Origin of the sequence: Isoptericola variabilis (assembly GCF_050311655.1) — a bacterium.
In the GTDB taxonomy this organism is placed as follows: Bacteria; Actinomycetota; Actinomycetes; order Actinomycetales; family Cellulomonadaceae; genus Isoptericola; species Isoptericola variabilis.
Genome location: NZ_JBNOZM010000002.1, coordinates 267,998 through 283,032, shown reverse-complemented (window position 1 = coordinate 283,032; position 15,035 = coordinate 267,998). Strand labels below are relative to the sequence as shown.

At 76.4% G+C, this 15,035-nt stretch carries 11 protein-coding genes and 1 riboswitch; of the genes, 7 read left to right on the top strand and 4 right to left on the bottom strand.

All coding sequences use genetic code 11. The features are described 5' to 3' along the window. Positions 1–13 precede the first annotated feature (13 nt). Positions 14–1,024: a threonine ammonia-lyase gene (locus ACQP60_RS05695; protein ID WP_429729243.1), complete on the bottom strand. Its 1,011-nt coding sequence runs from the start codon at positions 1,022–1,024 to the stop codon at positions 14–16. A gap of 94 nt (positions 1,025–1,118) precedes the next feature. On the opposite strand from ACQP60_RS05695, the gene ACQP60_RS05690 reads away from it, so the two are divergent. The 3 genes from ACQP60_RS05690 (at position 1,119) to ACQP60_RS05680 (ending at position 4,869) form a co-directional block, all read left to right on the top strand. Next, on the top strand, positions 1,119–2,069 hold the full coding sequence (locus ACQP60_RS05690; RefSeq protein WP_429729241.1) for a LysR family transcriptional regulator: 951 nt from the start codon (positions 1,119–1,121) through the stop codon (positions 2,067–2,069). 9 nt (positions 2,070–2,078) lie between these two features. After that, positions 2,079–3,572 (top strand): lipase maturation factor family protein, encoded by a 1,494-nt coding sequence (locus ACQP60_RS05685; RefSeq protein WP_429729239.1) that lies wholly within the window; start codon positions 2,079–2,081, stop codon positions 3,570–3,572. Between the two features lie 208 nt (positions 3,573–3,780). Continuing rightward, the gene (locus tag ACQP60_RS05680) at positions 3,781–4,869 is read left to right on the top strand and encodes a pectinesterase family protein (RefSeq protein WP_429729237.1); all 1,089 of its coding nucleotides are present in this window, start codon (positions 3,781–3,783) and stop codon (positions 4,867–4,869) included. 279 nt (positions 4,870–5,148) lie between these two features. Here the strand turns inward: ACQP60_RS05680 and ACQP60_RS05675 are convergent, their stop codons facing one another. The 3 genes from ACQP60_RS05675 to ACQP60_RS05665 all read right to left on the bottom strand — a co-directional run bounded on the left by ACQP60_RS05675 (position 5,149) and on the right by ACQP60_RS05665 (position 10,928). Then, entirely contained in the window at positions 5,149–7,014 is a 1,866-nt protein-coding gene (locus ACQP60_RS05675) for an ABC transporter ATP-binding protein (RefSeq protein WP_429729236.1), read from the bottom strand. Further along, entirely contained in the window at positions 7,011–8,804 is a 1,794-nt protein-coding gene (locus ACQP60_RS05670) for an ABC transporter ATP-binding protein (protein WP_429729962.1), read from the bottom strand. Before ACQP60_RS05670 ends, ACQP60_RS05675 begins: the two co-directional genes overlap by 4 nt. A 402-nt stretch (positions 8,805–9,206) precedes the next feature. Continuing rightward, positions 9,207–10,928 carry a bifunctional hydroxymethylpyrimidine kinase/phosphomethylpyrimidine kinase gene (locus ACQP60_RS05665; protein ID WP_429729234.1) on the bottom strand — a complete coding sequence of 574 codons (1,722 nt, stop codon included), beginning with the start codon at positions 10,926–10,928 and terminating at the stop codon, positions 9,207–9,209. Then, positions 10,919–11,041, bottom strand: a riboswitch (TPP riboswitch). Its footprint overlaps the gene before it by 10 nt. A 132-nt stretch (positions 11,042–11,173) precedes the next feature. Here ACQP60_RS05665 and ACQP60_RS05660 point away from each other — a divergent pair. From ACQP60_RS05660 to ACQP60_RS05645, 4 genes are all read left to right on the top strand, one after another. Then, a complete protein-coding gene (locus ACQP60_RS05660) occupies positions 11,174–11,833 on the top strand; it encodes a hypothetical protein (protein WP_429729232.1) in 660 nt (219 codons plus the stop codon). Between the two features lie 92 nt (positions 11,834–11,925). Continuing rightward, positions 11,926–12,732, top strand: a complete 807-nt coding sequence (locus tag ACQP60_RS05655) for a YcnI family copper-binding membrane protein (protein WP_429729230.1) — start codon at positions 11,926–11,928, stop codon at positions 12,730–12,732. Continuing rightward, entirely contained in the window at positions 12,729–13,391 is a 663-nt protein-coding gene (locus ACQP60_RS05650; RefSeq protein ID WP_429729228.1) for a copper resistance CopC family protein, read from the top strand. The genes ACQP60_RS05655 and ACQP60_RS05650 overlap by 4 nt, the downstream gene beginning before the upstream one ends. Positions 13,392–13,517: 126 nt before the next feature. Further along, on the top strand, positions 13,518–14,969 hold the full coding sequence (locus tag ACQP60_RS05645; RefSeq protein ID WP_429729226.1) for a coiled-coil domain-containing protein: 1,452 nt from the start codon (positions 13,518–13,520) through the stop codon (positions 14,967–14,969). Positions 14,970–15,035 lie beyond the last annotated feature (66 nt).

Below are 15,035 nucleotides of genomic sequence, written 5' to 3'. Positions count from 1 at the left end.
ACCCGTCGACCGCTCAGCCCGCGAGCGCGCGCCGCAGCTCGGCCTCGCCGGCGTTGCCCCCGGAGCAGACGACGCCTACGCGACGTCCGGCGAACGCGGCGGGGTGGGTGAGGACGGCGGCGAGGGCCGCGGCGCCCGCCCCCTCGGCGACGGTGCGCGCGCCGGTGAGGTAGTGGCGCTGGGCGACCGCGATGGCGTCGTCGTCGACGAGCAGGAAGTCGGCCAGCCGCTCGCGCAGCACGGCCTGGGTGAGGGCGAACCCGCACCCGACGGCGAGCCCCTCGGCGCGCGTCGCGTTGGCCGCGGTCCGCAGCTCGCCCGCGCGCCAGGAGTCGTGGGCCGCCGGGGACGCCGCGGCCTGCACGGCGACCACCCGCAGCCCGGGGGCGAGCGCGCCCGCGACGAGACACGCCGCCGCGGCGCCGGAGCCGCCGCCCACGGGGACGACGAGCACCTCGAGGTCGGGCGCCTGCTCCAGGAGCTCGAGCGTCGCGGTGGCCACGCCGGCGACGAGGACCGGTTCGTTGGCGGCCCCCACGAGGCGCGCCCCGGTGGCGGCGGCCACCTCGCCGGCACGCTCCCGGGCGTCGTCGAACGTCGCCCCGTGCAGCACGACGTCGGCGCCGAGGTCGCGCACGGCCCGCTCCTTCAGCGGGTTCGGGTGCTCGGGCATGACGATGGTGCAGGCCGTGCCCGTGCGGCGGGCGGCGAACGCCAGCGCCTGGGCGTGGTTGCCCGTCGAGTAGGCGACGATGCCGCGCCGGCGCGCGTCGTCGTCGAACCCGAGGAGGAGGTTGAGCGCTCCGCGCACCTTGAACGCGCCCGTGTGCTGCAGGTTCTCGTGCTTGACGACGAGGCTCGTGCCCGCGGCGCCCGCGGCGGCGACGGCACGGTCCAGCTCGGGGTGCGTCAGGGCGGGCGTGCGGACGACGAGCCCGTCGATCCGCCGGGCGGCGGCCAGCACGTCGCGCATCGTCGGGGGTGCGGGCACCTCGGGGGCGGGCTGCGGGGTCGTCGTCGTCATCACACCAGGGTCACCTCCGGGCGACCGATAGGTCCAATGCCTCTTCTGACTCACCCCCATCGATGCGACCGATGAGTCGTCGTAGGCTGTCGCCGTGTCCGTCGAACCCGCTCCCCCGCCCCACCTCGATCTCACGCGCCTGCGCGTCCTCGCCGCCGTCGCGCGCACCGGGTCCGTGACGGCCGCGGCGCGCGAGCTCCACTACGCCCAGCCGTCGGTGAGCCACCACCTGGCGCGCCTCGAGGCCGAGGCCGGGATCGCCCTGCTGCAGCGCGCGGGCCGCGGCGTCCGCCTCACCGAGGCCGGGCGCCTGCTCGCCGACCGGGCGGAGGAGATCCTCGGCCGCGTCGAGGGTGCCCGGCGCGAGCTCGACGCGCTGGTGGGCCTCCGCGCGGGCCGCGCCCGCCTCGCCGCCTTCCCGTCCGCGCTCGCCACCCTCGTGCCCGCCGCCGTCGCCGGGCTCCGCGCCGCGCACCCCGGGCTCGGCGTCGGGCTCGTCGAGGCCGAGCCGCCCGAGGCCGTCGCGGCGCTGCAGGCCGGCGACGTCGACGTGGCCCTCGTCTTCCAGCACACGGACGCCCCGCACGCCCGGCCGGCCATGGACCTGTCGCGCTTCGAGGTCACCGCGGTGCACTCCGAGCCGATCACCCTGGTCCGCCGGGCGGCCGGCACGGGGACGGACGCGGCCCTGAGCGGCGAGGACGCCCCGCCCTCGCTGGTCGACCTGCGCGACGCCGCCTGGATCGCGGGCTGCGAGCGGTGCCGCGCCGACCTGGTCGCGCGCTGCGCCACCGCCGGCTTCGCCCCGCGCATCGCGTTCGAGACCGACGACTACGTGGCCGTGCAGGCGCTCGTCGCGTCCGGCGCCGGGGTGAGCCTGCTCCCGTCGCTCGCCCTGCGGGCGCACCGGAACCCGGACGTCGTGGCGCAGCCCCTGCCCGGCGCCACGCGACAGGTGCTGGCGCTCACGGTGGGCGCGCCGACGCCGGCGGCGCAGGCCCTCGTCGAGCGGCTCGTCGAGGCGGGCACCGCGGCCCGCGACTAGCGTGAAGGCGTGCCTGAGCAGCTCGGCCGGCAGCTGGACCAGCTCGGCGGCTGGTGGGCCACCGCCGACTACGACGTCGCCCGCGAGGTGCTGCAGCGCGGCGTCGGGGCACTCCTGTGCCTGGCGTTCCTCCAGGCCCTCGGCCAGTTCCGGCCCCTGCTCGGCGACCGCGGGCTCCTGCCCGTGCGGCGGTTCACGGCGCGGGTCCGGTTCCGCGACGCGCCGTCGCTGTTCCAGGTGCACTACTCGGACCGGCTGCTGGTCGTCGTCGGGGTGCTCGGGGCCGCGGGCGGCGCCGCCGTCGTGGTGGGCCTGCCACAGACCGGGCCGTGGTGGGTCACGACCGCCGTCCTGCTCGTGCTGTGGGCCGGCTATCTCTCGATCGTGTCCGTGGGGCAGCGCTTCTACGCCTTCGGCTGGGAGACGCTGCTGTGCGAGCTGGCGTTCCTCGCCGCCTGGTTCGGCTCCCCCGCGGTCCCCGTGCCGTTCCTGCTGGTGCTCGCCGCGCGCTGGCTGCTGTTCCGGCTGGAGCTCGGGGCCGGGCTCATCAAGTGGCGCGGCGACCCGGCGTGGCGCGACCTCACCGCCCTCGACTACCACCACGAGACGCAGCCGATGCCCGGCCCGTTCAGCTGGCACGCGCACCACCTGCCCCGCTGGTGGCACCGCACCGAGGTGGTCGGCAACCACGTCACCCAGCTGCTCGTGCCGTGGCTGCTGTGGCTGCCGCAGCCGCTGCCGAGCGTCGCGGGCGGCGTCGTCGTCCTGACCCAGGGGTGGCTGGTCCTCACCGGCAACTTCGCCTGGCTGAACTGGGCCGCGATCGTGCTCGGCGCGGCCATGGTGTCCGACGGCGTGTGGCGCACGCTGCTGGGCGGTCTGGCGCCGGCCGCCGCACCCGGCGTCGGGTCCGCGCCCCCGGCGCCGTCCGGCTACGTGGTCGCGGTGACGCTCGTCGCCGTCCTCCTCGCGGCGCTGTCCGTGCGCCCGGCGCTCAACCTCGCCTCCCGGCACCAGAGGATGAACGCGAGCTTCGAGCCGCTGCGGCTGGTGAACGCCTACGGCGCGTTCGGCAGCGTGACGCGGCGGCGCGACGAGGTGGTCGTCGAGGGCACGCTCGCCGAGCGGCCGGGGCCGGACGACTGGCACGAGTACGGGTTCCGCGGCAAGCCCGGCGACGTCCGTCGCCGCCCGCCGCAGGTCGCGCCGTACCACCTCCGGCTCGACTGGGTCCTGTGGTTCGTCCCGCTCGGCGCACCCGCGCCGTGGCTCCCGCGGCTGTGCCGACGGCTGCTCGAGGCGGACCCGGCGACGCTCCGCCTGCTGCGCGACGACCCGTTCGACGGCGCCCCTCCGCGCTGGGTACGGATGCGCCTCTTCCGCTACCGCTACACCACGCCCGACGAGCGCCGCCGGACGGGCGACTGGTGGGTGCGGCACGAGCTCGAGACGGTCGTCCCCCCGGTGAACCTGGACCTCTTGTCGCGCCCGGGGCTGTCGTGACACGATGCCGGGCGACGGGGAACCGGTTTCTCACCACGCGTTCCCTCGCTCATCTCGCACCGCGGGTCGACGGCGACCCGCCCGAGCCCCGGAGGCACCGTTGCCCGCACCGCACGAGAGCTCCCACCACGCCCCTGCCGACCGACCCGCGCCGAACCGCTCGCCGGGTGCTTCGACGGATGGTTCGACGGATGGTCCGAGCAGGCCCGTGCCTCGCACCGTCCGACGCCGGTCCGTGCTCGCCCTGCCCGGAGCGGTGGCGCTCGGCGCCGTGCTCGCCTCGGCCACGCCCGCGTCCGCGGTCGGTCGCGGCGCCCCGCGACACGCTTCGGTGCCCCGCATCGTCGTGGCCGCGAACGGCACGGGCGACGCGACGACGCTCCAGCAGGCCGTCGACCTCGCGCCGTCCGGGTCGCCCGACCGCGTCGAGATCCTGGTGCGCCCCGGCCGCTACCACGGCCGGGTCGACGTCGGACCGGACAAGGTCAAACTCACCGTCGTCGGGTCGACGGGCGAACCGGAGGACGTCGTCATCACCGACGACCGGGCCGCCGGGACCCCGAAGCCCGGCGGCGGGACGTGGGGCACGACCGGCAGCGCCTCGGTCACGGTCTCGGGCGCCGGCTTCGAGGCCCGCCACGTCACCTTCGAGAACGCGTTCGACGAGGCCGCGCACCCGGAGCTGTCGGGGCACCAGGCGGTGGCGGTGAAGACCCGCGCCGACCGGGTCGTGTTCGAGCACTGCCGGTTCCTGGGCAACCAGGACACCCTGTACCTGGACACGCCGAGCGCCGACGTCCCCGCCCGCGTCTACGTGACGAACAGCTGGATCGAGGGCGACGTCGACTTCGTGTTCGGCCGCGCGACCGCCGTCGTCGAGGACTCCACCATCAAGGCGCTGCGCCGCGACAGCACGCCCTCGGGGTACGTGTTCGCGCCGAGCACCTCCTCCGGGTTCACCCACGGCTTCCTCGTCACCGGCACCCGGTTCCTCACGAACGCGAGCACCGGCACCTACTACCTCGGCCGCCCCTGGCACCCGAGCAGCAACCCCGACACGAACCCCCGCGTCGTCGTCCGCGACTCCTGGCTGGGCGTGCACCTGCAGCGCGACGACGCGTGGACCACCATGTCCGGCTTCGACTGGGCCCCCGGCAGCAACGCGGAGCACGCCAACACCGGCCCCGGCGCCCTCACCGGCCCCGGCCGGCCCCAGCTCACGGCCGCGCAGGCCGCCGCGCACACGCGCGAGGCCTACCTCGCCGGCGACGACGGCTGGGCGCCGTACGCCCGCTGAGCCGCCCGCACCACCTCGCCACGCCCTGAACGACCTCGCCGGGCGCTGAACTACCCGGTCGGTCCGAACTCCTGGGCGAGCTCGAACTACCTGGGCGAGCTCGAACTACCTGAGCCGAGGAGATCTCGCGCACGGCCGTGAGCCGACAGCGGACGAGCAGGACGAGAGATTCTTCGCGGGGACGCGTTCACGGGCGCCAGGGCGCCCTCCACTTCGGGAGGGATACGTCCCCGCGAAGAATCTCTCGTCCTGCTCGTCCCCCAGCCACAAAACCCAGGGCTACACCAGCGAGTCCTGCCACGCCGCGTTGAGGGCCGCATAGTGCCCGTCCCCCGCCGCCAGCTCGTCGGGCGCGCCGTCCTCGATCACGCGGCCGTGCTCCATGACGAGCACGCGGTCGGCGATCGCGACGGTCGACAGCCGGTGGGCGATGATGATCGCGGTGCGGTCGGCCAGCAGGGTCTGCAGGCCGTGCTGCACCAGCCGCTCGCCCGGGATGTCGAGGGACGACGTCGCCTCGTCGAGCACGAGCACCGCCGGGTCGGCGAGGAAGGCGCGCGCGAAGGACAGCAGCTGCCGCTGGCCGGCCGACACGCGTCCGCCTCGCTTGTTGACGTCGGTGTCGTACCCGTCGGGCATGTCCATGATGAACTCGTGCGCCCCGACGGCCCGTGCGGCGGCCTCGATGTCCTCTTGCGAGGCCCCGGGCCGCCCGAGCGCGATGTTCTCGCGCACGGACCCGCTGAACAGGTAGGCCTCCTGCGTCACCATGACCACGGCGCGCCGCAGGTCCGTCGTCGACAGGTCGCGCACGTCGACGCCGTCGAGCAGCACGTGCCCCTCGCTCGCGTCGTAGAACCGGGTCACGAGCTTGGCGAGCGTGGACTTGCCCGCGCCCGTCGTGCCGACCAGCGCGACCGTCTGCCCCGCCGGGATGGTGAGGTCGAGGTCGGGCAGGACCACGGGGCCGTCGCCGTACCGGAACGTGACGTGGTCCAGCCGCAGGGCGCCGCGCGCGTGCGGCAGCGCCACGGGACGCCGCGGCTCGACGACGGTGGGCTCCTCGGCCAGCAGGCCGGACACCTTCTCCAGCGCCGCCGTGGCGGACTGGAAGGAGTTGTAGAAGTTCCCGAGCTGCTGGATCGGCTGGAAGAAGCGCTTCACGTACAGCAGGGCCGCCACGAGCACGCCGACGTCCAGCCCGCCCGAGTAGACCCGCCAGCCGCCGATCGCGAGTGCTGCCGCGACGGCCACGTTCCCGATGAGCACGAGGCCCGGCTGGTAACGGCCGTTGAGCCCCATGGTGTTGAGGTTGGCGTCCCGGTACTGCTCACTGAGCCGGCCGTACTCCGCCTCGGTGGTGGACTCCCGGCGGAACGCGTGCACGGCCCGCATCCCCGTCATCGTCTCGACGAACTTCACGATGAGCCGCGCGGAGGTGGTGCGCTGCTCGCGGTAGAACACCTGCGAGTGCTTCTGGAACCACCGGGTGAGCAGCCAGGCCGGCACGAGGGCCACCGCGAGCACGAGGCCCGAGCGCCAGTCGAGCAGGAACAGGCTCAGCCCGGTGAAGACCATGAGCATGAGCGACGAGACGACGCCGGTCAGGCCGCCGTCGAGCAGCTCGCGCAGTGCCTCGAGATCGGACGTCTGGCGGCTGATGATGCGGCCGGACGTGTACGACTCGTGGAACTCCAGGCTCAGCAGCTGGGTGTGCCGGAAGACGCGACGGCGCAGGTCCAGGAGCACGCCCTGGGCGATGCGTGCGGCCTGGCGCACGTAGGCCCCGGCGCACAGGCCGCCGACGACCGCGGCGACCAGGTAGGCGGAGCCGACGAGCACGAGGGTGCCGACGTCACCGTCCACGAGGTCGGGCACCGCGGAGTCGATGGCGAGGGACACGAGCCACGGGCCCGCCACCTGGCCGAGGGTCGAGACCACGACGAGGAGGCCGGCGAGGGCGAGCGCGCCGCGGCGCGGCCGCAGCAGCTCGCCCAGCAGACGCAGCGACCGGGACCTGACGTCGCGGGACGCCTGGGCGTCGAGCTGGGTGGCGTCGTCCGCGGTCGCGTCGGTGGGCCGGCGGCGTCCTCCCGTCCCGGACGTCGCGGGCCGGGACGGTTCCGGGGTGCTGGGGCGGCTCACCGCTGGACCTCCTTCTCTTCCTGCCCGCTCGGGGCCTGCTCGGGTTCCTCCTCCTGGTCGGGGTGCTCGGCGCACTCCTCCCAGTCCTGCTCGAGGCTGGAGATCACGTGCCGGTAGTGCGCGTCGGTGGCGAGCAGGTCGCGGTGCGTGCCCACGGCCGTGATCCGGCCGTCCTGCAGCACGGCGACCCGGTCGGCGAGCGCCACGGTGGACGGCCGGTGCGCGATGACGAGGCTCGTCGTCCCGTCCAGGACGTCGCGCAGGCGCGCGGTGACGGCTTCCTCTGTGGCGACGTCGAGCGCGGAGAGCGGGTCGTCGAGCACGAGCACGGCGGGGTGTGCCGCGATGGCGCGGGCGAGCGCGAGGCGCTGCCGCTGCCCGCCGGACAGGGACAGCCCCTCCTCCCCGATCCGGGTCTCGACCCCCTGCGGCAGGTCGTGGACGAAGCCGGCCTGCGCCACCTCGAGCGCCTCGTGCAGGCGCCGCTCGCGCTCCGCCTCCGGCACGGCGTCGGGGCCGGCCTCGGGGACGCCGAGCAGCACGTTGTCGCGGACCGACGCGGAGAACAGCGTGGGGTCCTCGAAGGCGATCGCGACGGCGCGGCGCACGTCGTGCCGTCGCAGGCGGCGCACGTCGACGCCGTCGAGCAGCACCTGCCCGCCGGTGACGTCGACGATGCGGGGCACCACCATCGCGAGGGTGGACTTGCCGGAGCCGGTGAGGCCGACGAGCGCCGTCGTCGTCCCGACGGGGAGCTCCAGGTCGACGTGCTCGAGCACGGGCCGCGGCGCGTCCTCGTAGCGGAACGTGACGTCGCGGAGCTCGACGTGGCCGCGGGCCGGGCCGGGCTCGACGGGGTCGTCGGGGTCGGCCAGCGGGTTCGGGGTCTCCATCACCTCGAAGAAGCGGTCGACGGCGGTGCGGGCGTTGAGCGTCATCGACAGGGTCATCCCGAGGTCGACCACGGGGCCGTTGATCACCGCCGTCGTGAGGAAGAAGGCGACGAGGCTGCCGACGGTGATCTGCCCCTGGGCGGCGAGCACCGTGCCGAGCACGAGGCAGACGGCGAGCGTGACCTCGGGGATGAGCTGCAGGGACGTGGTGACGGTGGCCTGGTTGCCCGCCTTGCGGATCTCCGTGCGGCGCAGCTCCTCCGCCTGGTCGGTGAACGAGTCGAGGGCGTCGCGCCCGCGGCCGAAGGCCTTGAGCACGCGGATGCCGTGCACGGACTCCTCGACGGTGGTGGCGAGGTCGCCCGACTGGTCCTGCGACAGGCGCGCGATGACGCGGTACCGCCGCGAGAAGCGGAACGCGATGACGGTCACCGGGATCGCGCCCGCGAGGTAGACGAGGCCGAGCCAGCCGGCCGTGGCCAGCAGGATCCCCACGCCCACGACGATCGTCACGATGCTGACGACGAGCTGCAGGAGGCCGAAGACCAGCCACCGGCGCAGCAGGCCGAGGTCGCCCATGATGCGGCTCAGCAGCTGCCCGCCGGGCCACCGGTCGTGGAACGCGACGGGCAGGTCCTGCAGGTGGCGGAACAGCGCCATCCGCAGCTCGGCCTCGACCCGCGTGCCCGGGTACATCACGAGGTTGCGGCGCAGCAGGACGAAGCCGGCCTCCGCGACGCCCAGGACGAGCACGAGGAGCACGGGGACCACGAGCGCGCCGAGGTCGTGGGCGGCGGCGCCCTCCGCGAGCGGGCCCTCGACGAGGGCCTGGAGCACGCGCGGGATCGCCAGCGCCGCGAGGCTCGCGCCGAGCGCCGAGAAGAGGCCGGCGACCATGCGGGGCAGCGCGGGCCGGACGTACGGGTAGAGCCGGCGCACCGACGCCCAGGTGGAGAGCTCGGAACCTGCGGGGGCGACGGCGGCCGCAGGGGTGGCGGCGCCCGGGCGGCCGGGCGGGCCCTCGGCGCCCGGCGAGGTGCCGGGCGGGGCAGCGCGGTGGGGAGCGGAGGAGGCGGGGCTCCTCCTGGGACTGTCGGAGGGTTCGGCGCGGCGGGCGCCTCGGCTGCGGCTGCGCGAAGTGCGCTTCGTGTCGGGCATCACATCCATTCTGTCACTCGCCCCCGACACGCTTGCTCGGATCATGCGGTGCGCCGCGAACTCGGGATACCGCTTACCCCCGCAGGATCCCGCCGTCGGGCACGACGCGCGCCCGGCGGCGGGAGCCGCCACCGCCCGAGGTCAGGGCACGGGGACCGGCTCGGCGGGCCTGCCGCCGGCGGGGCGTGCCGCGCCGGCCCGGCCGGGCAGGCCGGTCTGGTCGAAGAACGCGAGCTCGTGCTCGCACGCCGCGCGGAACGCCGCGGCCATCCGGTCCCGGGTGGGCGCGTCGGCCGCCGCGACGGCCCGGCGCAGGATCGCCACGGCCTCGCGCGTCGCGTCCGCGAACGCCTCGTCCGCGTACGTGCCCAGCCATGCCGCGTACGGGTGGCCGGGGCGGTTGCGGGCGGCCAGCCGCTCCCCCACGTCCTGGTAGATCCAGTAGCAGGGCAGGACGGCGGCCACGAGGGTCGCGTAGTCGTCGCCGGCCGCGCGCAGGTGGTCGAGGTACGCCGCCGTCGTCGGGCTGGCGGCCACGCCCTGCGGCTCCCCGCCGAGCCACCGCGTGTGCAGGTCGAGCTCCGTCACCAGGGCGCCGTGCGCGCCGCCCGCCCAGAACGCCTGCTCGGCCCGAGTCGGCGCGAGCTCGCTCGCCCGCGCGAGGCAGCGCGCATAGTCGCGCAGGTAGAGCGCGTCCTGCTCCAGGTACGTCCGGAAGTGGTCGGCGGGGAGCGTCCCGTCGCCCAGCGACCGGACGAACGCCAGGTCGTCGATCGCGGCGCGCACGCCCGCGACGTCGTCCCACCACCGGGCGACGACGTCCTCCCCGGACACCTCGCTCGCTCCGTCCGCACCGTCCGCGCCCGACGGCGCGAGGGGCTCGACGCCGCCGGCGCGCAGCCCCACCAGGTGGTCGACGGGCCCGTTCCCCCCACCGACCCGCAGGCCCTCCCCCGCCCGGATCGCGGCGGTCAGCCAGGCCTTGGTGCCCCGCAGCGCCTCGGCCCAGTCGCCCGTGCGGGCGTACCGTGCGGCCAACCCGCTGGACAGCGAGCAGCCGGTGCCGTGGGTGGACGTGCTGGTCAGCCGCGGCCCGGGGAGCTCCGCGAGCACGCCGTCCGGGCCGACCAGGGCGTCCGGAGCCCCGTCCTCCGACGTGCCGGCCCACGCGGCGCCCAGGTGGCCGCCCTTCGCCACCACCAGGACCCCGTGCCGGGCGGCCAGCCGCCGCGCCTGCTCGAGGACGGCGGGCCAGTCCGCGGCGACGGGCTCCTGCGCGAGGACCGCGAGCTCGGGCAGGTTCGGCGTCACGACGTCCACCCGCCCGAGCAGGTCCCGCACGGCGTCCTCGGCCGCCGGGTCGAGCAGCCGGTCCCCGCTGGTCGCCACCATGACCGGGTCCAGCACGACGGCGGGGCGCGCCGCCCCCGGCCCGCCGGACGGCGCGGACGCGTCGCGCGGCAGGGCGTCGAGCCAGGCAGCCACGGCCCGGGCCACCGGGGCCGAGGCCAGCATCCCGATCTTCACCGCGTCGACGGTCACGTCGTCGGTGACGGCGTCGAGCTGGGCGGCGAGGAACGCCGCGGGCGGCACGTGGACGTCGCGCACGCCCCGGGTGTTCTGCACGGTCAGTGCCGTGAGCGCCGCCATCCCGTACCCGCCCGCGGCGGCGATCGACTTGAGGTCCGCCTGGATCCCCGCTCCCCCGGAGGGGTCGGAGCCGGCGACGGCCAGGACGCGGGGCCGGCTGCCCCGGGACGCCCGCTGCGCCGTCGTCGAGGACGACGGCGCGAGGGTGGTGGGAACAGGGGCGGTGGTGCCGGCGCGGCCGGCGGAGCTGTCTTCAGGTGCGCGCGCACTCATGTCGACATCCCTTCGCTAGTGCGAGCTAGATCAGGTTCGACGGGTGTGATCTCAGCGCCCGCCGGCCAGGCGGTGATGCCGTGGCCGGACGGGACGCACCCCGTGTCGTGCCGCCCACCGTAGCCCACGACCGTGCGGCGGGCGGCGTCCCGCCACGCGTGTCGGGGCACCCACCAGCCCTTTCGCCGCCTCCCGGGAGCTGGCGCGCCGCCGGACCGACGCCGCGGGCACGGTAGGGTGCGGGGGTGCCCGTGGTCGTCCGTCGTGTGCGCGAGCTCCTCGTCGCCGGCACGACGCTCAGCATCGCGGCCGCCGCCCACCTGCTGGCCGGCGGCGCGCTCCCCGGGGCACCCCTCGCGTGGCTCGTCGTCCTGGCGCTCACGGCGCCGCTCGCGGTGTGGACCGCCCGCCGTCGGCTGACGCTCCGGCGCCTGCTCCCCGCGATGGTCGCGCTGCAGCTCGTGCAGCACGCCGCCCTCTCCGTGCTCGGGGCGGCCGGCCCCGACCGCCCCGACGGCCCCGGCCTGCTGGACGGGCAAGAAGCGCGGGACGGGCACGCCCTCCACGCCCTCGGCCCGGGCTCGCTCGCCCCCGCGACGGGCGACGGCCTGCACCTGCACCACGCGCAGGACGCCGGGACGACCTCCTGGATGCTCGTGGCGCATGCCGTCGCGGTGCTCCTCACCGCGCTCCTGCTCGCCGCGGGCGACCGGGCCGCCGTCAACGTCGCGAGCCACCTGCGGCACGTCGCGCTCCTCGTGCAGGACCGGCCGGCGCCGCCGGTGCCCGGCCGGCCGGCCGTCGTCGTCGGGCGCACCTGGCGCCCCCACCGGTCCCGCGCCCTGCGGCGCACCCCGCCACGAGGTCCCCCGCTGCTCCCGGGCGCCCTCGTGCGCGCCGCCTGAGCCTGCCCTGGTCCGTCGTCGGACGGGGGCGGGCCCGTCGTCGTCCGACGACCCACCCCTGACCACACCTGATCACCAGGAGCAGCACACCCATGTCCAGGACCACCCCGCAGTCCCCCGCGCCCGTGCGCGCCCGCCGGCTCGTCGGTGCCGCCGCCCTCGCCGTCCCGGCCCTCGTGCTGGGCGCGGCCACGGCGTCCGCGCACGTGACCGTGACCCCCGACACCGCCGAGGCCGGGTCGTACGCCACCCTCACCGTCAAGGTCCCGAACGAGTCGCCCGAGGCCTCGACCACCGCCGTGCGGCTCGAGCTCCCCACCGACACCCCGTTCACCAGCGTGTCCGTCGAGCCCGTGCCGGGCTGGACCGCGAAGGTCACCCAGGCGGCCCTGCCCGAGCCGGTCGAGGTGCACGGCACCACCGTCACCGAGGCGCCGGCGAGCATCGAGTGGACCGCCGACGACGCCGACGCCGCCATCGCCCCGGGCGAGTTCCTGCGGTTCACCGTGTCGGCCGGCGCCGTCCCCGACGGCGTGGAGCAGCTCGTCCTCCCCGCCACCCAGACCTACTCCGACGGCGAGGTCGTCGCCTGGGACCAGGAGGCGTCCGGGGACGAGGAGCCCGAACTGCCGGCGCCCGTCCTGCAGGTCGTGCCGGCCTCCGCCGACGGCGGGCACGGCACGGCCGCGGCGGCCGGTGCCGGCGGCGCCTCCGGCACCGCCACCGGCACGGCGGCCACGGCCGACGACGACAGCTCCGGCACGCTCCCGCTGGCGCTCGGCGCCGCGGGCCTCGGGCTCGGCCTGGTGGGCGCCGTCACGGGCGTCGTCGCCCTGGCGCGGACACGCGCCGGCGGCACCGGTACCGCGACCGCCACCGACGACGCGGAGCAGCGATGAGCGCGCGCAGTGGCCGCGGAGTCGCGCGACGGACCCTCGCCGGGGCGGGGTCCCTCGCCCTCGCCCTCGGCCTCGGTGCGGCCGGCGTCGTCAGCACGGCGGCGCCCGCGAGCGCCCACAACGTCGTCGTCGGGACGTCGCCGGCCTCGGGGTCGACCGTCACCGCACCGCCGGGGTCCGTCGACGTGACGTTCGACGACGTCGTGCTCGACCTGTCCGCGGAGGGGTCCAGCACGGTCATCACCGTGACGGACGCCGCCGGGACCGACTACGCGACCGGGTGCCCGACGATGCAGGACCGCACCGTGTCGGTGCCCGTCGCCCTGGGCGAGGGCGGCGAGTACACCGTCGACTGGCGGATCGTGTCGGCCGACGGCCACCCCACCAGCGGCGAGTTCTCGTTCACGTACGAGCCTCCCGCCGGGGCCGAGGCCGCCGCTCCGGCGGCGGACGCGTCCCCGTGCGCCCCGGCCGGGGCCGCGAGCGAAAGTGAGGCTGCCGGTGCGGCAGCCGGCACGGCGGACACCGCGACCACCGCGGACGCCGCGAGCGGCGACGCCTCCGAGCTGGTCGTGGTGCTCGGCATCGCGGGCGGCGTCGTGGTGCTCGCCGGTGCGGCGGTGCTCGTGGCGCTGCGCCTCGCCCGACGTCGCGGCTGAGGCGCGAGGCCGGCGACCTGTCAGGGCCAGGGCGGGGAATCCCTCGCCCTTGCCCTGACAGGTCGCCGGCCGCGCTCGTCGCCAGGCCGTCCCCGCACCCGGCCGGAGCCGCCTACGATGCCGAGCATGGATGCGGGGCAGATCGTCGGGATCGTGACGGGCCTGGTCGTGGTGGTCGTGCTGGTGACCGCGGTGGCCTTCTGGGCGGCGCGACGGCGCACGGCGGGGCGGAAGCGGGCGCAGGACCTCGAGGCAGAGCTGCAGCGTCTCGGCGTGGAGGCCGGCTCGGCGCTGGTGCGCGCGGACGAGCGCGCCCGCCTCGCGGAGGACGAGCTCGCCTTCGCCCAGGCCGAGCTCGGCGACCGGGAGACGCGCGAGCTCGCGCCGACCCTGCGGCGGGCGCGCGAGCGCCTGTCCGAGGCGTTCCACCACAACCAGCTCCTGCACGACCACGTCCCGGACACCGACCAGCAGCGCCGCGAGTGGTCCGCGCGGATCGTCGATCTGTGCCGGTCGGCCGACGCGTCCCTGGACGAACTCGACCGCGGGCTCGCCGCGCTGCGGCAGACGGTCCGCTCCACCCCGGAGGCCGTCGACCGGGTCGACGCCGAGCTGGCCCGGGTCCGCGAGGCGGTCCCCGCGGCGCGCGCCGACCTCGAGCGCCTGCGGGGGCAGTACGCCGAGCGGGCGCTGCTGCCCGTCGCGGACAACCCGGAGCAGGCGGAGCGCCTCCTCGAGTTCGCGGGGCGCAGCGCCGCGGCGGCGCGCAAGCGCCTCACGACGCAGCAGGTGGCGGAGGCCGGGGCCGCCGCCCGCGCGGCGGAGGAGGCAGTGCGCCGGGCCGAGGGCCTGCTGCGCGCCGTCGACGACTACGAGGCCGAGGCGCTGCGCGCGGAGGCGGCGCTCGGCGCGATCGTGGCGGAGTCGCGCGCCGAGCTCGCCCAGGCGCGCGCCCTCCCGGAGGGCCAACGCGCCGGACGGATCGACGGCGCGGTGACCGCGCTCGAGGAGGCCCTGGCCGCGCTGCCCGCCCCGGGCGAGCCGGGCGACCCGGTGGGCTCCCTCACCCGCGTCCGGGAGGCCAACACCGCCCTCGACGACGCCGTGGCGGAGCGGGCCGAGCGCGACGAGCGCGCCCGGCGCGCGGCGGCCCGGCTCGGGCCCGCGCTCGACGACGCCGAGCGGCAGCTCGCGGCGGCGCGCTCCGTCGTCGACGACTACCGCGCCCCGGTGGGTGCCGACGCCCGCACGCGCCTGGCCGAGGCCGAGCGCGAGGTGGCGCAGGCGCGGACGGCCGACGACCCGGAGCGGGGCGTGGCCGCCGCACGCCGGGGTGCCGCGCTCGCCGCGGAGGCCGCGACCCTGGCGCACCGCGACATCGCGCGCTCCGGGCAGGGGCAGCGCTGGGACGGTGGCTACAACGGCGGGCCGGACGGGTACGGCGGCGGGTACGGCTGGCAGGGCGGCCGGCGACCCGCCGGCCGCGGCGGCTCCGACGTCTTCGGGGCCGTCCTGGGCGGGATGGTGCTCGGCGGCATCCTCGACGACATCGGGGACATCGGCGACATCTTCGATTGACCCCTGCGACGGGGGCGCCGGCGTCGACAGGTCCATGTCGACGGGTACACCAGGACGGGAGGGCTC